Origin of the sequence: Methylorubrum rhodesianum, from assembly GCF_014199985.1 — a bacterium.
GTDB classification, from domain to species: Bacteria; Pseudomonadota; Alphaproteobacteria; order Rhizobiales; family Beijerinckiaceae; genus Methylobacterium; species Methylobacterium rhodesianum.
The window spans coordinates 282,404-303,599 of record NZ_JACHOS010000003.1 but is presented as its reverse complement, the minus strand read 5'-3'; the positions used below and the strand labels follow the sequence as shown (position 1 = coordinate 303,599).

Here is a 21,196-nt window from a genome sequence, read left to right as displayed (position 1 = left end):
TTTCGGAGACACCACGCCATGCGGCTGCTCATCGTCGGACGGCTCTCGGGCGAACTCGTCACCGCCTCGAAGATCGCGATGCACCGGGGGGCTTCGGTCACCCACGCGGACGGGATCGACCAGGGCCTCGCGGCCCTGCGTGCCAAGGGCGGCGACCTCGTCATGGTCGATGTCGGCCTCGACATCCGCCGGCTGGTGCAGGCGCTCGCCGACGAGCGCATCCGCACGCCGGTGGTGGCCTGCGGTATCGCCTCCGACGCCCGCGCCGCGGTGGCCGCGATCCAGGCGGGGGCCAAGGAATACATCCCCCTCCCCCCCGATCCGGAGATGATCGCGGCGGTGCTGGAGGCGGTGGCGGCCGACGCCCGCAGCTTCGTCTGGCGCGATCCGTCCATGGAGCGGGTGGTGCGGCTCGCCGAGCAGGTCGCCCGCTCGGAGGCCTCGGTGCTCATCACCGGCGAGAGCGGCACCGGCAAGGAGGTTCTCGCCCGCCACGTCCACGCCAAGTCGAACCGGGGAAACCGCCCCTTCGTCTCGGTCAATTGCGCGGCGATCCCCGAGGCCCTGCTCGAATCCGAGCTGTTCGGCCACGAGAAGGGCGCCTTCACCGGCGCGGTCGCCCGGCGCATCGGCCGGTTCGAGGAGGCCAACGGCGGCACGCTGCTCCTCGACGAGATTTCCGAGATGGACGTGCGGCTGCAATCCAAGCTCCTGCGCGCGCTGCAGGAGCGGGTGATCGACCGGGTCGGCGGCGCCGCGCCCGTCAAGGTCGATATCCGCGTGCTCGCCACCTCCAACCGCAACCTCGCCGAGGAGGTGAAGAAGGGCACGTTCCGGGAGGACCTGTTCTATCGCCTCAACGTCGTGCACCTGCGCCTGCCGCCCCTGCGCGAGCGGCTGGCCGACATCCTCGAACTCGCCGCCCATTTCGCCCGCAAATACGCCGAGCTGAACGGGCTGCCGCTGCGTCCGCTGGCCCGCGACGCGCAGGCGCTGGTCGCCCGCAACCCCTGGCGCGGCAACGTGCGCGAGCTCGAGAACACGATCCACCGCGCGGTGCTGCTGGCCCAGGGGTCCGAGATCGGCCCGGAGGCGATCCTGAGCCCGGAAGGCGATTCGCTCGCGGCCCCCTCCGCCCCCGGCCCGGTCGAGCGGGCGGCGAGCGCGGCGGAGGCGGCGACCCGCGGTCTCGTCGGGCGCACCGTGGCGGATGTCGAGCGCGACCTGATCCTCGACACCCTCGACCATTGCCTCGGCAATCGGACGCATGCCGCGAAGATCCTCGGCATCTCGATCCGGACCCTGCGCAACAAGCTCAACGAATATGTCGATGCGGGCGTGCCCGTGGCCGAGCCCGGCGGGGTGCGGGCGGTCGCGGCCTACGGCTGAAGCCGATCGGATCGATCCGGCCGGCCGAACCGGCCCTATGACAGGAGTGCCGCCGGAGCGGGGGTGGGCAGCACCGCCGTACCGCGCTGGCCGGCGAGGATCCGCTCGCTCCACGGCCTCAGCCGCCCGGCAAGATGGAACGAGACGGCGGCGGTGAGCAGGCCGGCGGCGCAGTCGCAGGCGTAGTGGGCGCCGTGCGTCACCGCCGAGACCGTCATCACGGCGTTCAGGACGAGGGCGGCCCAACGCAGCCGCTTGAGCGGCCAGAACGCGGCCGTGACGAGATAGGCGACCGCGCAGTGGAGCGACGGAAAGGAGATCACGGGCCCGACCGCCTCCAGGGCGACGGTCCGCAGCGTACCGTCACGCAGAGCGTGCAGCTCCGCCAGCGGTGTCGCGCCCTGGAACAGCAGATGCGCCTTGTCGGGCCCGACGAGCCCTGCGGCGCCCTCGGCCGGCAGCAGGGCGCTGACGGCCACCGTCATCAACACGCAGAGGATGAAGGACGATACGAATCGATCGGCCCGGCGCACCTCACCGAGGGCCGCGGGAATGACGGGCGCCGCACTCAGTTGCAGGAAGAAGGTCTCGTAAGCCCGACTCAAGATCTCCATCGCGACTTTCATCTCGACCATGAAAGACTGGAGGATCAGCCAATCAAAACCAAAAGCGCGGTCGATGCCGATGAACACATCGTCACGCAGCGGCAGGCCGAAGGATTGCACGCCGTAAGCAAGAGCGCAGGTGGCGGGAAGCTGGATGATCATCACGGCGGAAAGCGCGATGGCCGCATTGAAGCGGGGCCGTGCCTGCGGACCGAGGCCGAAATACAGAGCGCCGGCCAGCATCGATGCGGGCGCGAGCCACTGAATATGAGATATACGAATCCAGACCCCCGTCAGGCTCTGAACACACAGGGCCGCGGAAACCGATAGGCACATCAGTGCACAGGTCGGTATCGAGAGGCCGGTAGCCTCCACCATCCTGATCGGAGAGGTGCGCAGGAGATGCATCGTCGCTCGCTCGCGGGACCCCGGGATTCCACGCGCGAGACGTTTCCATCACATGAAGACAACTTCCGGATCGTAACATTTTTTAATTTTGCCGTCGCCCAGAGCGCCGGGGACGCGCTCGGACAACGAATATCGGGGTTCCGGCGCCCAAGGGCGGCACGAGAGCACCGGCGCGAGGGGACAGCACAACCCTGTCGCCGCGCCGTGTCCGACGCGCCGGCGAGGAGGACTTTGGCGCTGGGGACTCGGCACCGAAGACTCGACACCCGCCGACGCCTCACCGCTTCTTGGCGAACTGCGCCTCGTACTCGGCGTTCTGCGCCGCCCGCGCCTGCTCGATCCGGCGCAGGGTGAGGAAGCGGACGATGTCGAACTCGACGTCGCGGATCGTCTCCTCGATCAGGTGGCGCTGGAGCAGGATGCGGGGATCGTCCCCGGCCAGGTTCTCGCGATCCTGGAGCCGCTGCACCGCCTGGCGGACCACGGTGTAGACCTGCTCGCGCTCCTCCCGGCTCATGGACGGGCTGACGGCGCGGGCGATGAGGTCGGTGAAATCCGCCATGCAAGTCGTTCGTTGAAAGGGAGTCGTTCGTTGAGAGGACGTCGTTCGATGATCGCCGGTCTGCGGGAAGACAGTCGGTGGCAAGTCCGTCGATGGGAAGCCCCTCGCCTGCCGCCGCTCACAGCCGGTTGTCGTTGACCGCCGCGGCCACGAGCGAGACCGAACTCCACAGGACGGTGAAGCAGAACAGGGCCGCGAACAGGGCGTAGAACGGGGCCGGGTACTCCGAGTAGGTCGGCAGCAGGGGCGGCACGAAGGTCGCCAGATAGATCTGCTGCTTGGCCGCCGCGATCCGGGCGCGGTCGAGGATCAGTTGCATCGAGGCGTTGAGCTTCTCCGCCACCGTCTGCTCGACCATCAGGCTCTCGTATTCGAGCAGCGCCTGGGTCAGGTTGTGCTCGGAATTCGAGACGATGCCGTCGGTGGTGAGGCGGCTCTGCAGGTCCTTGATCTGTCCGTCCAGCGCGCCGACGGTGGCCACGAGCACCTGGATGCTGCGGCTCTTCTCGTCGAGCTTGGAGTCGCGCAGGACGCGCAGGTCGTTCTCCGCCTTGATCTTGTCCTTGCGCAGGAGCTCGATCGTGGTGACGGCGGCCTCGGCCGACTTGACCGGGTCGATGATGCCCCATCGGTTGCGGAACTCCTGCAGAGCGACCCGCGCCTGCTTGAGCCGCTCGGCGGTCTGCTCCACCTCCTTCTTCGCGTTCGTGATCATGTCGTCCTGGGCCCGGCGCGAGATGCCGTTGACCAGGGTCTCGGAGCGGGCGATCACCTCCTGCGAGATGGCGACCGCATCCTCGGGCTTGAAGGCGCGCACCTTCAGGTGGATCACGCCGGAGATCGCATCGATCTGCGGAATTACGTGCCGGCGCCAGTAGCGCACCAGCTTCTCGACCGGCTGACTGTCGTCGTAGCGGGCCCAGAAATCGATCCCGCCTTCCGAGAACATCTTCGCGAGGCCGAGCTTGGCATCGACCGCTTCCACCATCGGCCGGCTGCCGATGAAGTCGCGCAGGATGAAGCTGTCCTGGCTGTTGTGCTTCAAGATCAGGTCGGTGTGTAGGCCGAGATCGGCGCTGGCCATCGGCTCGACGTTGCCGCGCACGGCGAACTGCGATTCGACGATGTATTGCGGGGAGGCGATCACGAAGACGTAGAGCCCGACCACCGCGGTCGGCAGCAGCGCGAACAGGGCGTAGCTGCGGAACAGCCGCTTGACCATCCGCTCGGGCGGGCGCGCCTCCCGCGGCCGAAGGCCGGGCAGCCGGGTCCATTCGAGGGTGCGGCGCGCCCGCTCGACCAGGGCCCCGCCGAGCGCGCGGCCCCTGCCGGGCGCGACCGGCTCGATCGTCTCGGCGTTGCGCCGCAGATCCGGCACGGAGCGCCGGGCGAGATCCATGAGCGACTGGACGCTCGGGCTCGGCCGGACCCTGGTCGCCTGCTTGACCTCGTCGTCGGAACTCATCGAATGGGGGTCCTCACGGATCCGCGGCCGGAGCGCGCCTGCACGAAATGCCTCGCGCCCGTCCCCTCGCGATAGGCTCGGGCAAGATGCACGGGCAAGGCTCTTCGGCAAGCTCGGGCGGCATCCAGTCTCGGGGTTCAGGTCACGTTCTTTTCGGCCCTTTTTAAGGCGCGGCGATCCGCCGGGATTGCGCGCCGGGCGGGGGGACTGCGATACCGCCCCCGACATCGGGGCGGGGCCCGAAGCGAGCGGGTCGACGGGAGGGGATGTGGGACGGCGGCAGGATCCGGGCGGGGCGGCCCGCGAGACCCAGGGTGAGACGGCGCGGGGCGGGGCGACCGGAACCGGCATGGTCAAGGTCAGGACGGCGAAGGCGGGCTTCTCGGATCTCGTGCTGGTCTGCCGCAAATGTGCCAAGCGCCAGGGCGTGGACCGCAAGCGGATCGGCCGTGCCGTCAAGCGGGCGCTCAAGCAGGCTGTGCGCGACACCGGGTCCGCGAAGCCGGCCGGCAAGGTCCGTCTGCTGGAGACGGGCTGTCTCGGGCCCTGCCCCAAGCGGATGCTGACGCTGGCCACGCCGGATTCCCTAGCTCGCCGCCGCGTCATCCTCGTCGATCCGGCGCTCGACACCCTCGCCGCCGAGGCCCTCGTCCTCGCGCCCCTGTCCCCGCAGGCGGCCAGCACGGCGCCGGCTGCGGCGAGCCCGGACGACGGAGCGGGCAATGGCTGAGGCCCCTGCTCGCCGCGACCTGCGCCCCGCCGAACGGCCGCGGCCGCAGCGCCTCCTGCACGGGCTGCTGCGCCGGTTGCCGCTGATCGGCACCCTGGTCGGACTGGGGCTCGGCGTCTGGCTCGTCACCACCAACGACCTCGCGGCGATCGGGGCGGCGTTCGGGCGGATCGGGGTGGCGGGCCTGGCCGCCATCGTGGGGGTGCGGGCCGTCATCGTGCTGCTGTGCGGCCTCGCCTGGGCGAGCGTGCTGGCCGGCATCCCCCCCTCCGGCCGAACCCGGACGGCGGCAGAATCGGCCGAGCCGCCCGTCGAGACGGGCGCCTTCGTGATCCTGCGCTTCGTGCGCGAGGGCGTGAACGTGCTGCTGCCGGTCGCCTCGGTCGGCGGCGAGGTGGTGGGCGGGCGCCTGCTGACCTTCTGGGGCGTCGCGGGCAGCCTCGCGGCGGCCTCGCTGCTCGCCGACATGCTGATCCAGGTCGCGACGCAGGTGGCCTTCACCGGGCTCGGCGCCGCCCTGCTCTGGCGGCTGCCGGGCGAGGCCGCCGCCGCGCTCGCGTGGTGGACGACGCAGGCCGCAGCGGTAGCGGTGGCGGCGGTCGCCGCCTTCTTCGCCCTGCAGACCCTGGGCGCGGCGCGGGGACTGGAGCGGCGCCTCGCCGGCCTCGGCCGCCGCTTCCTGCGATCGGCGGCCCCGGAGGGGGCGAAGCCGGAGGGGGGCGCGGCGAGCATCCTCTCGGTGCAGGAGGCCCTCGACGCGGTCTGGGTGCGGGGCCGGCGCGGGCGCATCGCCCAGTCGGTCGCCCTGCACGCCGTGGCATGGGGGCTCGGCGCGGCGGAGATCTGGATCGTGCTCGCCTGTATCGGGGTCGAGGTCAGCCTGACCGAGGTCTTGGTGCTGGAATCGCTGTCGCAGGCGATCAAGTCGGCGGCCTTCGCGGTGCCGAGCGGGCTCGGCGTGCAGGAGGGCGGCTTCGTGGTGGTGGGCGCCTTGTTCGGGCTCGATGCGGGCACCGCCATCGCCCTGTCACTGGCCAAGCGCGTCCCCGACGTGGTCCTCGGCCTGCCCTCGCTGATCGTCTGGCAGATCTTGGAGGCGAAGCGGACGCAGGTGCTGGCACCGCGCTGAGTTCCCGCCGAGTCCCGGGCTTCGAATGGGCAAGCCCCTGCCACAGGGGTCGGAATCACCGGGCCGGGATCACGGGGACCAGGGCAGGGCCCTGGAAGACCACCGGTTCAGCCCGGCCCTGACACGAGCCAGCCCCGCATCGCCTCGAAGGTCGCGATGCCGGCGGCGAAGGCCGCCGCGGCTTGCCCCTCGGGCAGGCCGTCCAGGCGCTCGCGGAACGCCCGCCAGAGCGGTCCGGTCGCCCGCCCTCGCCCGGCATAATAGGCCAGCGGCACCCCCTCGCCGTGCAGGCGGGCGACGTGGCGGCCGATGACGGCGCCGCCCAGCGTCGAGCCCTCCAGCACGTAGAGCGCGCCGAGCGCCGCGCCCGGCCCGTCGAGCCGGGGCGCGGCGGGCGCCGGCAGGGCATCGGGCGCCGCCCCGTCGAGGGCGTCCAGATCCGCATCGAGGGCCGGGAGGCGGCGGCGGGGATCGAAGAAGGGCGCGTCGGCGAGCGCGGCGGCAATCGCCGGCTCGTAGGCGGCGTGGAAGCCGCGCAGGCGGACCAGCAGGTCGCGGTAGCCGGGCAGCGTCGCCACCCGCGCCTCCCAGTCGAGGTCGCGCTCCAGTGCCTCATGGGCCGCGGCCGTGGCCTCCCGCAGGCGGGCGTGCAGGCTGTCGCTCAAGGAGGGCTCAGGCGTGAACGGTGAAGCAGGCGCCGTCGGCGTTCTCGACGTCGAGACGGGCGCCGATCTGGTCGAGCATGGCCCGGATCAGCTTCATGCCGAGCCCGGTGCCGCGCGCCCTGGCGCTTTCCCAGCCGAGCGGCATGCCCTCGCCGTCGTCGCAGACCTTGAGCCGGACCGCCGCCCCCTCGCCGCCCGCCACGGTGACGCTGACCCGCGCGCCCTTGTCGGGCCGGCCGGCGTACTTGAACGCATTGGTGACGAGTTCGGTGGTGATCAGCGAGAGCGCCACCGCGTGGCGGTAGGGCACCATCAGGCCGGGCTCGGCGGTCAGCTCGACGCTGTGCTCGTCGCCGGCCATGCCGGCGAGGTCGCTGCACAGGGTCTGGATGGTCTGGCCGAGATCGACCTGCTCCATGCTCTCGCCCTGATACAGGCTGTCATGGACGCGGGCGACGCTCATCACCCGGGCCGAGGTCTCGGAGAAGGCCTGCCGCGCCTCCGGATCGGCGATCTGGCGGCGCTGCATGTGCAGGAAGGCGGTCACGATCTGCAGCGAGTTTTTCACCCGGTGGTCGATCTCGCGGGTGAGCAGATCCTTCTGCTCCAGCAGGCGCTCCTTGTCGGCCAGGAGTCCGGTGAGTTCGTCGATCTTGCGGCGCTGGCGCAGCACCACGCCTTCGACGGCATCGGCGAGCTGGGCGGCAAGTGCCACCTTCCACCTCGCCCAGGGCGCGGAATGCCCGCGCCGCTCCTCGATCCAGCGCTCGAACGAGCGCCGCGGCAGCACCGCCACCGGGCCGCTGCCGGGCAGGACGGGCTTCCGGGGATCGCCGCCCCAGGTCACGGTGCTCGGCACCTCCGGCTTGACCCAGAACAGCAGATGCTGGCGCGAAGAGCCGACGAAGGCCGCGAGCAGGCCGCTGGCGATCTCGGTATAGGCCGCGGCCGCCGGGTGATGCAGCACCAGCGTGTCGGTGACGAAGGTGGTCTCGCCGGGGGCCAGGCTCTCCCGCAGCCAGTCGGCCAAGGCCTGCACCTTCGCCGCCTCCGGCGTGGTGCCGACGAGGCAGACGGCCTCGTCCGAGACGATGCCCGCGCCGGTGGCCCCGAACAGGTCGAGCAGCGTCGGGCTGCCCTGGGTCAGAGAGCCGACGAAGTCGTCGGAGCGGGTGAGCCCGCGGACCAGCCGGCCCTGCACGTCGAGATGGCGCTGCCGCTCGCTCCACAGCGCCTTGCCCTCGATCTCCTGCACCCGCATGGCGAAGCCGTCGGTCAGCACGGTCGCGGCGGCGCGGGTCTCCGGCGCGACGTAGTGCGGCCGGCGATGATGCCCGATCATCAGGCCCCAGAGCCGGTTCTCGACCATGATCGAGATCGACATCGAGCCGTCGACGCCGAGGTTGCGCTGGTATTCGAGGTGGATCGGCGACAGGGTGCGGTTCTGCGCGAAGGTGAGGTCGATCGGCGCGTTGCCCGCGGCGCGGTCGGCGACCAGCGGCACCGGCACGCAGTCCCGGTCGATCACGAAGCGGCTCTTGGCCTTGGTGTAGAGGGCGCGGGCCTGCGCCGGGATGTCGGAGGCGGGAAAGCGCAGGCCGATCAGCAGGCGCTGCCAGTCCGGCACCATGTCCTCGGCGATGGCCTCGCCGTTCCAATCCGCGTCGAAGCGGTAGACGAGCACCGATTCGAAGCCGGTCATGGCGCGGATTTCGAGGGCGGCGATCTGCGCCGCCTCGGTCAGGGTCTCGGCGGCGCGCAGCCGCATCATGGCGAGCTCGGCGTCGAGCGGGCTCGCGGCGAGGAAGTCCTCGGGCCGCTCCGGCGCCAGTTCCAGCTCGACGATGACCCGGCCGAGATGGGCGTGCGCCACGAGGTGGAAGCGCTCCTCCCGCGGCGGAAGGACCAGCGTGCGGCGCAGGAGCCGTCCGTCGGTCAGGGTGTGGGCGGCGAGCCCGTCACGAATCGCCGAGACGACCGAGGCCGGCAGCACCGCCTCCAGGTTGAGGCCGGCGGGCGGGAACTGCGCGGGCGCCAGCACGTCGGCGGCGTTGGCGCTGAAGGCCAGGATCTCCAGGCTCGCGGCGTCGGCGGCGAGCATCACCGCGTTCGGCTGGATCGAGCCGGGGATGTGGATCGGCTCGCGCTCGCACAGGCTCGGATCGACCGGCTCGGCGCGGCTGCGCTGCGAGATCGCGGCCAGCACCGCCTCGCGCGAGGGGCCGGCGGCGATCTGCTCCAGGGGACTGATCGTCAGCCACGTGCAGCCGTCCGCGCCCGCCCACAGGCCGATGCGCGCCCGCAACGGGGCCGGGATGCGGCCGAACACGAACTCGAAGGCCTGTCCGGCCAGGGCCCGGCGCCGGCCGGCGAGAAAGCGGCCGTAGAAGCCGGGCACGTGGGCGCTCGGCACGAGGTCGCGGAAGAAGTTGCGCCCGATCATCGCCTCGGGCGAGAGGCCGCACAGCGTTCCCGCCGCACGATTGCAGGCGAGCACCTTCCCTGCGGCGTCGAGAGCCAGGAGACCCGCGCCGAGTTCGTCCCGCTGCTCGGGCGTCAACGTGTCGAAATCGACCGGAAGGTCGATCGGACCAGCGTTCGGCCCTGCGGCGTGCATCTGCGACGGATCGACCATTACGGCAGCCGGTATGCCTGCCGCGCTCCGGTTACGCAATGCCGGGACAGTCCTCGCCTCACGTTTCCGGTCACCGCGAAGTCGCACCAAGTGTCTGACAGGTCCCGGCTTTGTCTGAAACCATACAGACTCCGCGACACAGTGCGTGGGCCGCCCCGAGCCGCCGCGACGGTCGGTGCGCCGCTCGCTCCGGACGGGTGCCGCATCCCCACGGCAGGGCGTCTCGCCTCACCGGTCGGCGAGGTCGGACAGGGCGGTCTCGAGCCCCTCCTCGAGGGTCGGATGGTAGAACGGGCGGTCGCGCAGGCGCCGCACGTCGAGACCGTCCTGCGCCGCGTAGGCGAGGAGGTGGGCGAGATGCTCCACCTCCGGGCCGACCAGCTCGGCGGCGGCGAGGCGCCCGTCGGCCTCCGCGTAGAGGCGGATGCCGCCCTGCGCCCGGTCCATCACCCGGGCCCGGCCCTGGTCGCAGAAATCGGCCCGGCCGACGCGGTGATCCGCCTCGGGGTCGAAGCCGCCGCCGATCACGGCGATCTGCGGATCGCTGAACACCATGGCGAGCGCCACCCAGCGCTCCGGCCGCGCCGCAGCCTCGCCGCGGGCGAGCCGGGCGGCGTTGCGCCCGGCGATGCGGCCCTGGCGGCTCGCCTCGTGCAGCACCGGACGATCGGCGTTGGCATCGCCCGCGATCAGGATCTTCGCGCCCTCGCACAGCAGCGAGCGCGGATCGTGGACCGGGCCGCCCCTGTCGTCGAGGGCGACGCCCGTCTCCTCCAGGCCGATCCCCGAGACGTTCGGCGGACGGCCCGCGGCGGCGAGCACCCGATCGAACGTCCTCTCTCCCGTCCCCTCCTCGCCGCTCCAGCCGAGGCGCGCGCCCTCCCCCTCGGCCGCGCCGCTCTCGACCTTGGCGCCGAGATGCAGGTCGAAGGCGCCCGAAAAGATCTCGCGGGCCGCCCGCTTCAGTTCGGGGTCGCCGAGGCCCCCGAGGCTGTCGCCGGGATCGAACACGCTGGTCGCCACGCCGAGACGGGCCATGGCCTGCGCGAGTTCCAGCCCGACCGGACCGGCCCCGAGCACGGCGAGCGAGGCGGGAAGGGTCTCGATCTCGAACACGCTATCGGTGGTGAGAACCCGCTTCCCGAGCCCCCGCAGCGGCTCGGGAACGCTCGGGCTGGAGCCGGTCGCCAGCACCGCCGCCTTGAAGCGCAGGCGGGTGTGATCGTCGATGAGCAGGGAGTCCGGTCCCTCGAACACGGCCCGGCCGGTCAGGCGCATCTCCTCCGGGAGCCCGTCGAGCCCCTCGAGGACGGCGTGCACGAAGCGGTCGCGCAAGGCCCGCATCCGGGCCAGCACCGCCGGGCCGTCGACCCGCACCGCGCCGAGATCGATGCCGAGCCGATGCGCCGCGCGGGCCTGATGCGCGGCCTCGGCCGCGGTGATCAGCAGCTTCGAGGGCATGCAGCCGACCCGGGCGCAGGTGGTGCCGCCGGGGCCCTGCTCGATCAGCACGGCCCGGACGCCCGCATCGAGGGCGGCGCGGTGGGCGGCGATGCCGGCGGTGCCGGCTCCGATCACCGCGACGTCGCAGGAGCGTTCCCGCATCGCTCAGGCGGCCATGGTGAGGACGGCGCCGCCATCGACCCGAAGGTTCTCGCCCGTGATGAAGCTCGCCTGTTCCGAGCACAGGAAGGCCACCGCGGAGGCGACCTCCTCCACCCGGCCACGGCGCTTGGCGACGATGCCGGGGCGCTTCTCCGCGAGGAAGCTCTCGATCGCCTCGTCGAACGAGACGCCGAGTTCCCCGGCGCGCTTCTCCATCATCGCGTCGGTCATCGGCGTGGCGACGAAGGCGGGGGCCACCGAATTCACCAGCACCCCGTCCGGGCCGTAGGCCTTGGAGAGGCCCTTGGTCAGGTTCATCAGGCCGGCTTTGGCGGCGCAGTAGGGCAGTTCCTCGACATAGGGCTGCACCGCGTCCTCGGAGGTGAACAGCACGATCCGCCCCCATTTCTGCGCCCGCATTCCGGGGATGAAGGCGCGCGCCACCCGCACCGCCGCCATCAGGTCGGCCTGGATCGTCGACATCCAGCCCTCGTCGTCGATCTCCAGGAAGTCGCCGGTGGCGCCGGTGACGCCGGCGGCGTTGACGAGGATGGTGGGGGTCTCGCCGAAGGCTTGGTCGGCGAAGTCGCGCAGCTTGCGCGCACCCGTCTCGGTGGCGAGGTCCGCTTGGCACGCCTTTACCGGACCGAGGGCGGCGAGCCGCCCGGCCGCCTTGTGAAGCTCCGTCTCCTTCAGGTCGGAGAGGACGACCTTGACGCCCTCGCGCAGCAGGTACTCCGCGCTGGCGTAGCCCATGCCGGAATCGCCGCCGGTGATCACCGCGACGCGGCCGCTGATGCCGAGATCCATGAAACGACCCTCCTCGTTGGCGGCGTCCGGTTCGGCCCTTCGGCTTCGGCAGCGACCATTTGATAAAAACCGCGGGCCAACGGGGGGCGTGGGGGATCGTTCCAACCTAACCGGAGGCTGCGTCGATCCGACCGGCGCGGGGACGGGACGGAGCGGCCGGGGCCGCACGTAACGGCGCGGCCGCTTCGAAACAAAAAGGCTTTGCGCGGGGCATCGCCGCACGGCACCCTCCGAATCGCGACGGCTCCGGAGCGAACCAGGGAGACCCCGATGAGCGAGAGCGACGCGACGCCACCGACCACGGCCGTGCCGCCCAGGGGCGGGGTGGTCGCCTACCTGACCCTCGACGGCGCCCTACGGGCGGCGGAGTTCTACCGGAACGCCTTCGGCGCCGAAATCCTCGCCTCCGTTCCCCCGGACGAGAAGGGGCGGACCATGCATGTCCACCTCCTCGTGAACGGCACCTCGGTGATGCTCTCCGACGCCTTTCCCGAATACGGCCACCCGCTAGGCGCCGCAATCCTTCAGCCTGCTCCTGCCGGTGGAGGACATCGCCGCGTGGTGGAACCGGGCAGTGGCGGCGGGCGCCGAGGTGGTGACGCCCTATCAGGAGATGTTCTGGGGCGACGTCTACGGGCAGCTGCGCGACCCGTTCGGCGTGATCTGGGCGATGAACCAGCCCAAGCGCGCCGCCTGATCCGATCCGCGATCCGTGCCGGGAGACAGACCATGAGCGACGCCGACGATCCGCGCGACCTTGTCCTCACCCGTCTGATCCCGGTTCCCCGCCGGGCGCTGTGGCGGGCCTGGACCGAGCCGGACTTGCTGAAGCGCTGGTTCGCGCCCGGCCCCTACACGACGCCGGTCGCCGAACTCGACGTGCGGCCGGGCGGGTCGAACCACATCGTGATGCGCAGCCCCGAGGGACAGGATCTGCCCAATCGGGGCGTCTACCTCGAGGTGGTGCCCGACACGCGCCTCGTCGTCACCGACGCCTACAGCGCGGCCTGGATCCCCTCCGACAAGCCGTTCCTGACGGTGATCCTCACCTTCGCCGACGAGGCGGGCGGCACCCGCTACACCGCCCGGGCCCGGCACTGGACGATGGAAGACCGCGACCGGCACGAGGCGATGGGGTTCGCGCAAGGATGGGGAATCTGCGCCGACCAGCTCACCGAGCTGGTCCGGGGGCTGGGCTGACGGCTTCCGGAAACCCTCCCCCTCCAAGGGGGAGGGTTGTGCCGTTTCGTCAGGCCGCCTCGCCCAGGCACCAGGCCAGGATGCCCTTCTGCGCGTGCAGCCGGTTCTCGGCCTCGTCGAACACCACCGATTGCGGACCGTCGATCACCTCGGCCGTGACCTCCTCGCCGCGATGGGCCGGCAGGCAGTGCATGAAGATCGCGTCCTTGGCGGCGGCGGCCATCAGCGTGGCATCGACCCGGTAGGGCGAGAGCAGGTTGTGGCGGAAATGCTCGTCGTCGTCGCCCATCGAGACCCAGCAATCGGTCACGACGGCGTCCGCCCCCTCGACCGCCGCGTAGGCGTCGGTGGTGGCGTTGACCCGCGCCCCCTCGCGCTCGGCCCAGGCGACGAGGGCCGGCGGCATCGCCAGCTCGTTCGGGGCGGCGACGTTGAGGGTGAAATCGAAGCGGGCGGCGGCGTGGACCCAGCTCGCCAGCACGTTGTTGGCGTCGCCCGACCACGCGATGGTGCGGCCCTTGATCGGCCCGCGATGCTCCTCGAAGGTCAGCACGTCGGCCATGATCTGGCACGGGTGCGAGGCCTTGGTCAGCGCGTTGATGACCGGCACCTCGGCGTGCTCGGCGAGCTCCATCACCAAGCCGTGGTCGAGGGTGCGGATCACGATCGCGTCGACGAAGCGCGAGAGCACGCGGGCGGTGTCGGCCACCGTCTCGCCGCGGCCGAGCTGCATCTCCTTGCCCGTCAGCATCAGGGTGTCGCCGCCGAGCTCGCGCATCGCCACGTCGAAAGAGACGCGGGTGCGGGTCGAGGGCCGGTCGAACACCATCGCCAGCATCTTGCCGGTCAGCGGTCGCTCCGCCGCGGGCTGGCCCTTCACCCGCGCCCGCTTCATCGCGGCGGAGGCGTCGAGGACGCCGCGCAGGGTCTGCGCGGAAAAGTCCTTCAGATCGAGGAAATGGCGGACATGCGGGCCGCCGCCGTTCAGGGTCGTGGTCATTTCACAATCTTCGCTCGCGGGACCGCGCTCAGAGTGGCTCACGAGATGCCCGAGCCCCCGCCGTGCCCGATTCGGGCGCGGTGGCGGGACGGGCAATTCGTGAGAGGCACTCAGGCGGCGCCGCGCATCTGCGCCTCCAGATCAGTCGCCGCGGCCTCGAGCCGGGCCACGGCCTCGTCCACTTCCGCCTCGCCGATGATCAGCGGCGGAAGCAAGCGGACAACGTTGTCGCCGGCCGGGATCACCAGCAGGTGCCGCGCCCGGGCGGCCGCCGCGAACTCGGTGTTCGGCAGGTTGAGCTTCAGGCCGCGCATCAGCCCCTGCCCGCGCAGCTCGGCGAAGACGTGGGGGTGGCGGTCGATCAGCCCGGCGAGCTTCTGCGTCAGCAGCAGGCCCATCCGCTCGACATGCGCGAGGAAGCCGTCCGCCAGCACGACGTCGAGCACGGCGTTGCCGACCGCCATGGCGAGCGGGTTGCCGCCGAAGGTGGTGCCGTGGGTGCCCGCCGTCATGCCGCGGGCGGCCTCGGCGGTGGCGAGGCAGACGCCGAGCGGAAAGCCGCCGCCGATACCCTTGGCCGCGCTCATGATGTCGGGGGTGACGCCCGACCACTCGTGCGCGAAGAACTTGCCCGTGCGGCCGACGCCGGTCTGCACCTCGTCCATGATGAGGAGCAGGCCGTGCGCGTCGCAGAGCGAGCGCAGGCGCCGCAGCATCTCGCCGGGAATCACCCGCAGGCCGCCCTCCCCCTGGATCGGCTCGATCATCAGGGCGGCGGTCTCCGGGCCGATCGCGGCTTCCAGCGCGGCGAAATCGCCGACGGGCACCTGATCGAAGCCCTCCACCTTCGGGCCAAAGCCCTCGATGTACTTCTGCTGTCCGCCCGCGGCGATCGTCGCGAGGGTGCGGCCGTGGAAGGCGCCCTCGAACGTGACGATGCGGTAGCGCTCGGGATGGCCGCCGGCGGCGTGGTACTTGCGCGCCATCTTGATGGCGGCCTCGTTGGCCTCGGCGCCGGAATTGGCGAAGAAGGCGACGTCGGCAAACGTCGCGTCCACGAGCCGCCGGCCCAGGCGCTCCCCTTCCGGGATCTGAAACAGGTTCGAGGTGTGCCAGAGTTTCTGCGCCTGCGTGGTCAGCGCGTCCACGAGATGCGGATGGGCGTGGCCGAGCGCGTTGACGGCGATGCCGGCGCCGAAATCGAGGTAGCGGTCGCCGTCCTCGGCGACCAGCCAAGCGCCCTCGCCTCGCTCGAAGGCGATCGGAGCGCGGGCATAGGTCGGCAGCAGGGCGGAGGTCACGCGGGTCCGTCTCCTCGGGCTCGATCCAGTGGCAAAGCCGCCAAAAGAAAGTGCCGCCTCGGGGGACGGGCGGCACGCGCGCGATTACTATGAAAGAGAGCGCTCCTGTCAATCTCGGGCCGAGGTTTATCGGACCGGAGCGGGCCTCATCCGGACGCCGTCGGGCCTTGCGCCCGCTAGAGTCGCGCCGCCTCCGTCGGCGAGCGCCCGATCACCTTGCGGAAGGTCCGCCCCATCCGCCGCGCATCGGGAAAGCCCGCGCGCTTGGCCGCCTCGCCGAGGGAAACCGTCCCGGAGCGGATCAGCGACTGGGCCAGGGTCACGCGCTCGCGCAGGACATATTGATAGGGTGTCAGCCCGAAGCTGCCCTTGAAGGCTCGCACGAAGTAGCTCTCGCTGAGGCCCGCCGCCTGCGCCATCTCCCGCAGGGACAGGGGGGCATCGATCCGCTCGGCGACGAGGTCGCGCACCCGCCGCGCCTGCCGGGCGGTGAGGGCCGCACTCCGGCGCGGGCCGGGCAGCGTCAGCGCGCCGGAGGCGCGCAGCACCGCCAGCGCCACGCTGTCCACGAGCAGCGCGTCCGCGGCGGTGTCGTGCCCGGCCGCCTCCTGCCCGAGGGCAGCGAGCAGGTGGAACACGCTCATCCGCTCGGACAGGTCGCTGGTGAGCGTCGCGATCTCGGTCTGGGAGAGCGGCGCCTCGATCATCCGCTCGACCGCCGCCGGCATGTAGGCGAGATAACGCCCGCGGCAGGGGCCGCTCCAGCGCGTGCTGCCGACATAGCCGGGGCCGCGCAGCACGAAGACGTCGTCGGTCCGCTCGTCCGGCACCCCGCCCTCGCAGAAGGTCAGCCGGGTCGCCCGGTCGCCGTCACGGTCGTGCGGACCGGCGGAGGGCCGAGTGTCGTGCCGAGTGTCGTGATGCGTACCTTGCCGCGTGCCCTGCCATGTACCGACGAGGAGTCCGTCCACGCGGTGCGTGCTGTATCCCGCCGATTCGTAGGCGAAATCGAGAAAGGCGATGCCGTCGAGGCCGCTTGCCGGGATCTGGCCGAAGATCTGGTCGGGCGGGGCGGAGAGCTCGCCCTGCACGGAGGCGTTGACGAACGGAACGCTCATCGGCCGTTGGATTCTCCCGGTCTGTATCCCCCGCGGCGCCGCGCCCTCCGTCCCCGCCGTCTCGGCCGATCGCTCGACGCGGGCGAGCGGTCCATCGAACGGTCAGGCTTGCGCTCGGCTTGGCAAACGACGCGAGGCCGACCCTGTTCCTTTGCAGGCCAAGACGCGGAGGCACGCCAAGACCCGGAGGCAGCCGAGACGCGGCGGTCGAGCCACGGATCGCGCTCGACCGTGACACCGCGCTCGCGCGGCGCGTCCCGCCGATCCTGCGCGCGTCCGAGGGCGCGCAGGATCGGCGAGCCCCGTGGAAGCGGCGGGGTCGACCGCTTCCACGGGACGGCCAGCCCCGGTTTCGAGGCTGACCGGACTTTTGCGGAGGCTACTTGCCGAGGACGCCGCCGAGCAGGCCGCCCACCGCGCCGAGGACGGTGTCGAGCGTGCCGCCGACGAGGCCGCCCACCTGATCGATCGTGCCGGAGACGGCACCGAGTTCCTGGCTGAGATCGAGTTCCACGCCGACGCCGAGAGACAGACCGCCGCCGACCTGATCCAGCTCCGCAGCGTTCAGCTCACGGATGGTGTCAATGTTCTGCTGCATGTGTTCTCCTTAGTCCGTACGATATTGGAAGATCGTTCTGTATTTATGTCTTCCCGTGGAATAAGAGCGGCGTTGCTGCGCCCCTCTGCTGGATAAGGTACGGATATTATTCCGGCAGGCAACCCGGTTTGCGCTGGCGGCTCGGCACGGATGGGAGCGAAACCGCGCGGATGGACAAATCTTGCCCTTCGAAATCACCACCATTGGTCGTGACAGCGTCGCGGCGGACCCCTGCGGGCGGGATCGTTCCATCGTCCTACGCCGTTCGACGGCCGTCGGGCACGGCCCGGACGGACCGTCGGCCGGTCCGAGGCCGCGGGGCCAAAAATTGCCCTGGTCCGGAACGGGGATGCCAGCTCATTCGCGCGGCCTGGTAAAAAGTTGAAATAATTGCGGATTACGACACATATGCGTCAGAATAACGCACCCTGCCGCACTGTCGCAGGCCGGCCGACCGGCTCCGGGGAGGCTTCGCCGTGAACGCGCCGCTGTTCCGTCACGAGGTCGTCGAGGCGCGTCGGAGCGCCTGGCTCGGCGAGGCCCAGGTGGTGCAGCCGCTCTCGATCCGCGTCGTGGTCGGCCTCTGCCTCGCTTTCGTCGTCCTGGTCGGCCTCTACGCCTGGCTCGGCAGCTACACGCGCCGGGTCCATGCCAACGGTCTGCTCGCGCCCGATATCGGGCTCATCACCGTGGCGAGCCCGCTGGCGGGGCGGGTCAGCGCCTCGGGCGTCAAGGAGGGCGACCGGGTCGAGCGCGGCCAGCTCCTCTTCACCATCGACCTCGACGCGGTCTCCGCGAGCGGCCCGACGCAGGAGCGGGTGATCGCCCAGCTCGGGCGCCAGCGCGAGAGCGTCGAGCGCCAGCGCGCGGCGCGCGCCGCCATGGCCGCGGCGGAGAAGGAGGGCTTGAGGGAGCAGATCGCCAACCTGGAGGCCCAGCGCGCCAAGATCGACGAGCAGCTCGCGCTCCAGGAGAAGCTGGTGCCGCCGCTCAAGGCGCGGGCCGACGAACTCGCCGACCTCGTGACCCGGGGATTTGCCCGCGCGGCCGACTTCCAGAGCCAGAACTACCTCTATCTCCAGGCGACCTCGCAGCTGGCGCAGTTCCGCCAGGGCGGTCTGCAGGTCGAGGGCAAGCTCGGGGATCTCAAGGCCAAGCTCTCGACCTTCGACGAGACGCTGGCGCGCGATCTGGCCGAACTCGACCGCAGCGCCGCCCAGCTCGAGCAGCAGCGGGCCGAGAGCGAGGCGCGCCGGGCCATCGAGGTGCGCGCGCCGGAGCGCGGCATCCTCACCTCGATCCGGGCGCAGGCCGGGCAGACGGTGGCGGCGGGGGCGAGCCTGCTCACCCTGCTGCCGAGCGACGGGCGGATGCAGGCCAACCTATTCGTCGATTCCTCGGCCATCGGCTTCATCGAGCCCGGCGCCAGCGTGATGCTGCGCTACGCCGCGTTCCCGTTCCAGCGCTTCGGCCTGCACCGGGGCACGGTGACGGAGGTGACCCGCGCGCCGCTCGAGGGCGACGGCAGCGCCCAGCCCGAGGCGGCCCGCGACGCGGCCAAAAGCGCGGCCAGGAATGCGGGCAACGGCGGCGTCTACCGCATCGTCGTGCGGCCGGACGCCGACAGCGTGACGGCCTACGGCGAGCAGCGCCGGCTCGAGGCCGGGATGCGGGTCGAGGCCGACATCGCGCTGGAGAAGCGCCCGCTCTACCGCTGGCTCCTCGACCCCCTCTACCACGTCAAGCGCAGCGTCGATCTCGTCACGGAAGGAGGGGAGCGTTGAGTCTGCTGTCGGATCTTCAGTTCGGTTTCCGGCGGCGCCTGCCGGTCGTGCTCCAGGCCGAGGCCGCCGAATGCGGCATGGCCTGCCTCGCGATGGTGCTGGGCTATCACGGACGCGGGGTCGATCTCGGAAGCTTGCGCGCCCGCCACGCCCTCTCACTCAAGGGCATGACCCTGCGCAACCTGATGGACCTATCGGGAACGATGGGGCTCTCGACGCGGGCGCTCAGGGTAGAACTGCCCGATCTCGGCCGCCTGCGCCTGCCCTGCATCCTGCATTGGGGGCTCAATCACTTCGTCGTGCTGGCGCGTGTCGGGCGAAGGGAGATCGTGATCCACGATCCCGCCCGCGGGCGCCGCACCCTGAGCCTCGCGGAAGCCTCGCGCGAGTTCACCGGCGTCGCCCTGGAGGTGAGCCCGAACCAGAGCTTCGTGCGCGAGCGGGCGGTGCAGGGCCTGACCCTGTCCGACCTGTTCCGCGGCATGGCCGGCATCCGCTCGGCCATGGCGCAGATCATGGTCCTGTCGCTCGGGATCGAGCTCGTCGCCATCCTGATGCCGATCGCCTCGCAGATCGTCATCGACGAGGTGATCGTGAACGGCGACCTCGACCTGCTGCTCGTCGTCGCCCTCGGTCTCGCCCTGCTGCTCGTCCTGCAGCTCGGTCTCGGCGTCGCCCGGAGCTGGGCGATCATGCTCACGGGGACCAAGCTGAACTATCAGTGGTCGGGCTCGCTGTTCGACCACCTCTCCCGGCTGCCGCTCGACTACTTCCAGAAGCGGCATGTCGGCGACGTGATCTCCCGCTTCGGCACGCTCGCCACGATCCAGAAAGGCATCACCACCGATCTCGTCCAGGCGCTCCTCGACGGCATCATGTCGGTCGGCATGCTGATCATGCTGTTCCTCTACGGCGGTTGGCTCGCCCTGGTGGCGCTCGCCGCCACCGCCCTCAATGCGGGCTTACGGATCGCCGCCTACAAGGCCTACCGCGAGGGCACCGAGGAGGCGATCGTCGCGGAGGCGCGCCAGCAGAGCCACTTCATCGAGACCGTGCGCGGCATGGCGAGCGTCAAGCTCCTGAACCTGCGCGAGCGCCGCCGCGGCACCTGGATGAACCAGTTCGTCCAGGCGCTGAACGCGCGGCTGCGGCTGCAGCGGCTCGACCTCGTGTTCGGGCGCGGCAACGAGTTCCTGTTCGGCGCCGACCGGCTGATCCTGCTGGTGCTCGGGGCCCGCGCGGTCATCGACCAGTCGATGACGCTCGGCATGCTGGTGGCCTTCCTCGCCTATCGCGACCAGTTCTCGACCCGCATCGGCAACCTGATCCAGTCGGGCTTCCAGCTGCGGATGCTCAACGTGCAGACCGAGCGCCTCTCGGACATCGTCATGACCGAGCCCGAGGAGGCCGCAGCCCCGATGCCCGCCGCGGTGGAGCCGGTCGCGGCCCCCGCGCTCCTCCCCGCCGGCGACCGTCCCCGGGTCCGGGGAGCAGCCTTGCGCGCCGTCGGCCTGTCCCTGCGCTACGGCGCCGACGAGCCCTGGGTCTTCCGCAATCTCGGGCTGGAGGTGCCGCCGGGCTTGAGTCTCGCGATCACCGGCCCGTCCGGCTGCGGCAAGAGCTCGGTGATGAAGATCCTGATGGGCCTGCTGCCGCCGAGCGAGGGCGCGGTGCTGGTGGATGGCCGCGATATCCGTGCCGGGGGGCTCGCCGCCTACCGCGCTCGCATCGCCGGCGTGATGCAGGATGACGGGCTGTTCGCCGGCTCGATCGCCGAGAACATCGCCTGTTTCGACGAGCGGCCCGATCCCGGCTGGATCCGCGAATGCGCCGCCCGCGCCGCGATCCTCGACGACATCGCCCGCACGCCGATGGGATTCGAGACCTTGGTCGGCGACATGGGCTCGACCCTCTCGGGCGGTCAGCGCCAGCGGGTGATCCTGGCCCGCGCCCTCTACCGGCGCCCGGAGATTCTTTTTCTGGACGAGGCGACGAGTGCCCTCGACGAGCCGACCGAGGCGGTGATCGCCGCCGCGCTCCGCGACCTGAAGATGACGCGGGTCATCGTCGCCCACCGCCCGGCGACCGTGGCCCATGCCGACCTGCGCTACGACTTTTCGGCCGGCGCGCCACGGGTGGCGGCGCCGGCGACGGAGACCGCCGGCTGAGGGCGGCCTCGCCGCCCTCCCCCT

General features: G+C 71.1%; 17 protein-coding genes and 1 pseudogene. 7 read left to right on the top strand and 11 right to left on the bottom strand.

The genetic code is table 11. The annotated features are described in order from the left end of the window. Window positions 1-18: 18 nt before the first annotated feature. Window positions 19-1,389 (top strand): sigma-54-dependent transcriptional regulator FlbD, encoded by a 1,371-nt coding sequence (gene flbD / locus HNR01_RS06000; RefSeq protein ID WP_183667102.1) that lies wholly within the window; start codon window positions 19-21, stop codon window positions 1,387-1,389. Between the two features lie 35 nt (window positions 1,390-1,424). On the opposite strand, the gene HNR01_RS05995 is transcribed toward flbD, so the two are convergent. The 3 genes from HNR01_RS05995 to HNR01_RS05985 all read right to left on the bottom strand — a co-directional run bounded on the left by HNR01_RS05995 (window position 1,425) and on the right by HNR01_RS05985 (window position 4,429). Continuing rightward, window positions 1,425-2,237 (bottom strand): phosphatase PAP2 family protein, encoded by an 813-nt coding sequence (locus HNR01_RS05995; RefSeq protein WP_246417399.1) that lies wholly within the window; start codon window positions 2,235-2,237, stop codon window positions 1,425-1,427. Between the two features lie 442 nt (window positions 2,238-2,679). Continuing rightward, the gene (locus HNR01_RS05990) at window positions 2,680-2,964 is read right to left on the bottom strand and encodes a hypothetical protein (RefSeq protein WP_017484079.1); all 285 of its coding nucleotides are present in this window, start codon (window positions 2,962-2,964) and stop codon (window positions 2,680-2,682) included. Between the two features lie 118 nt (window positions 2,965-3,082). Beyond that, window positions 3,083-4,429, bottom strand: coding sequence for a KpsE/RkpR family capsule polysaccharide export protein (locus HNR01_RS05985; protein ID WP_183667100.1), 1,347 nt, complete (start codon window positions 4,427-4,429; stop codon window positions 3,083-3,085). Window positions 4,430-4,697: 268 nt separating this feature from the next. Between HNR01_RS05985 and HNR01_RS05980 the strand changes: the two genes are divergently transcribed. Beyond that, window positions 4,698-5,159 carry a (2Fe-2S) ferredoxin domain-containing protein gene (locus tag HNR01_RS05980; protein WP_183667099.1) on the top strand — a complete coding sequence of 154 codons (462 nt, stop codon included), beginning with the start codon at window positions 4,698-4,700 and terminating at the stop codon, window positions 5,157-5,159. Further along, a complete protein-coding gene (locus tag HNR01_RS05975) occupies window positions 5,152-6,288 on the top strand; it encodes a lysylphosphatidylglycerol synthase domain-containing protein (RefSeq protein WP_183667098.1) in 1,137 nt (378 codons plus the stop codon). The genes HNR01_RS05980 and HNR01_RS05975 overlap by 8 nt, the downstream gene beginning before the upstream one ends. A gap of 107 nt (window positions 6,289-6,395) precedes the next feature. Here the strand turns inward: HNR01_RS05975 and HNR01_RS05970 are convergent, their stop codons facing one another. The 4 genes from HNR01_RS05970 to HNR01_RS05955 all read right to left on the bottom strand — a co-directional run bounded on the left by HNR01_RS05970 (window position 6,396) and on the right by HNR01_RS05955 (window position 12,003). Then, window positions 6,396-6,953, bottom strand: coding sequence for a biliverdin-producing heme oxygenase (locus HNR01_RS05970; RefSeq protein WP_183667097.1), 558 nt, complete (start codon window positions 6,951-6,953; stop codon window positions 6,396-6,398). Between the two features lie 7 nt (window positions 6,954-6,960). Further along, window positions 6,961-9,588, bottom strand: coding sequence for a histidine kinase dimerization/phosphoacceptor domain -containing protein (locus tag HNR01_RS05965; RefSeq protein WP_183667096.1), 2,628 nt, complete (start codon window positions 9,586-9,588; stop codon window positions 6,961-6,963). A 228-nt stretch (window positions 9,589-9,816) separates the two neighbouring features. Then, window positions 9,817-11,193, bottom strand: a complete 1,377-nt coding sequence (locus HNR01_RS05960; RefSeq protein WP_183667095.1) for a dihydrolipoyl dehydrogenase — start codon at window positions 11,191-11,193, stop codon at window positions 9,817-9,819. Window positions 11,194-11,196: 3 nt separating this feature from the next. Beyond that, window positions 11,197-12,003: an SDR family NAD(P)-dependent oxidoreductase gene (locus HNR01_RS05955; RefSeq protein WP_183667094.1), complete on the bottom strand. Its 807-nt coding sequence runs from the start codon at window positions 12,001-12,003 to the stop codon at window positions 11,197-11,199. 270 nt (window positions 12,004-12,273) lie between these two features. Between HNR01_RS05955 and HNR01_RS05950 the strand changes: the two are divergent. Then, window positions 12,274-12,700, top strand: a pseudogene (locus HNR01_RS05950) (VOC family protein). A gap of 32 nt (window positions 12,701-12,732) precedes the next feature. Beyond that, window positions 12,733-13,203, top strand: coding sequence for an SRPBCC family protein (locus HNR01_RS05945; RefSeq protein WP_183667093.1), 471 nt, complete (start codon window positions 12,733-12,735; stop codon window positions 13,201-13,203). Window positions 13,204-13,252: 49 nt separating this feature from the next. On the opposite strand, the gene argF is transcribed toward HNR01_RS05945, so the two are convergent. The 4 genes from argF to HNR01_RS05925 form a co-directional block, all read right to left on the bottom strand. Beyond that, window positions 13,253-14,203 (bottom strand): ornithine carbamoyltransferase, encoded by a 951-nt coding sequence (gene argF / locus HNR01_RS05940; RefSeq protein ID WP_183667092.1) that lies wholly within the window; start codon window positions 14,201-14,203, stop codon window positions 13,253-13,255. Between the two features lie 110 nt (window positions 14,204-14,313). Beyond that, the gene (locus HNR01_RS05935; RefSeq protein WP_183667091.1) at window positions 14,314-15,504 is read right to left on the bottom strand and encodes an aspartate aminotransferase family protein; all 1,191 of its coding nucleotides are present in this window, start codon (window positions 15,502-15,504) and stop codon (window positions 14,314-14,316) included. A 176-nt stretch (window positions 15,505-15,680) separates the two neighbouring features. Continuing rightward, window positions 15,681-16,622, bottom strand: coding sequence for a helix-turn-helix domain-containing protein (locus tag HNR01_RS05930; RefSeq protein WP_183667090.1), 942 nt, complete (start codon window positions 16,620-16,622; stop codon window positions 15,681-15,683). A 379-nt stretch (window positions 16,623-17,001) separates the two neighbouring features. Further along, on the bottom strand, window positions 17,002-17,220 hold the full coding sequence (locus tag HNR01_RS05925) for a hypothetical protein (protein ID WP_017484092.1): 219 nt from the start codon (window positions 17,218-17,220) through the stop codon (window positions 17,002-17,004). A gap of 476 nt (window positions 17,221-17,696) precedes the next feature. Between HNR01_RS05925 and HNR01_RS05920 the strand changes: the two genes are divergently transcribed. Both HNR01_RS05920 and HNR01_RS05915 read left to right on the top strand, forming a co-directional pair. Then, window positions 17,697-19,004 carry an HlyD family secretion protein gene (locus HNR01_RS05920; RefSeq protein WP_017484093.1) on the top strand — a complete coding sequence of 436 codons (1,308 nt, stop codon included), beginning with the start codon at window positions 17,697-17,699 and terminating at the stop codon, window positions 19,002-19,004. Continuing rightward, window positions 19,001-21,172 carry a peptidase domain-containing ABC transporter gene (locus HNR01_RS05915; protein ID WP_153874266.1) on the top strand — a complete coding sequence of 724 codons (2,172 nt, stop codon included), beginning with the start codon at window positions 19,001-19,003 and terminating at the stop codon, window positions 21,170-21,172. Before HNR01_RS05920 ends, HNR01_RS05915 begins: the two co-directional genes overlap by 4 nt. The last annotated feature ends 24 nt before the right edge of the window (window positions 21,173-21,196 follow it).

Excerpts from the sequence above, each read along its gene's own strand:
- flbD (WP_183667102.1), top strand. The coding sequence starts at position 19 with ATGCGGCTGCTCATCGTCGGACGGCTCTCGGGCGAACTCGTCACCGCC.
- HNR01_RS05995 (WP_246417399.1), bottom strand. The coding sequence starts at position 2,237 with ATGCTGGCCGGCGCTCTGTATTTCGGCCTCGGTCCGCAGGCACGGCCC.
- HNR01_RS05990 (WP_017484079.1), bottom strand. The coding sequence starts at position 2,964 with ATGGCGGATTTCACCGACCTCATCGCCCGCGCCGTCAGCCCGTCCATG.
- HNR01_RS05985 (WP_183667100.1), bottom strand. The coding sequence starts at position 4,429 with ATGAGTTCCGACGACGAGGTCAAGCAGGCGACCAGGGTCCGGCCGAGC.
- HNR01_RS05975 (WP_183667098.1), top strand. The coding sequence starts at position 5,152 with ATGGCTGAGGCCCCTGCTCGCCGCGACCTGCGCCCCGCCGAACGGCCG.
- HNR01_RS05965 (WP_183667096.1), bottom strand. The coding sequence starts at position 9,588 with ATGGTCGATCCGTCGCAGATGCACGCCGCAGGGCCGAACGCTGGTCCG.
- HNR01_RS05960 (WP_183667095.1), bottom strand. The coding sequence starts at position 11,193 with ATGCGGGAACGCTCCTGCGACGTCGCGGTGATCGGAGCCGGCACCGCC.
- HNR01_RS05955 (WP_183667094.1), bottom strand. The coding sequence starts at position 12,003 with ATGGATCTCGGCATCAGCGGCCGCGTCGCGGTGATCACCGGCGGCGAT.
- HNR01_RS05945 (WP_183667093.1), top strand. The coding sequence starts at position 12,733 with ATGAGCGACGCCGACGATCCGCGCGACCTTGTCCTCACCCGTCTGATC.
- argF (WP_183667092.1), bottom strand. The coding sequence starts at position 14,203 with ATGACCACGACCCTGAACGGCGGCGGCCCGCATGTCCGCCATTTCCTC.
- HNR01_RS05930 (WP_183667090.1), bottom strand. The coding sequence starts at position 16,622 with ATGAGCGTTCCGTTCGTCAACGCCTCCGTGCAGGGCGAGCTCTCCGCC.
- HNR01_RS05925 (WP_017484092.1), bottom strand. The coding sequence starts at position 17,220 with ATGCAGCAGAACATTGACACCATCCGTGAGCTGAACGCTGCGGAGCTG.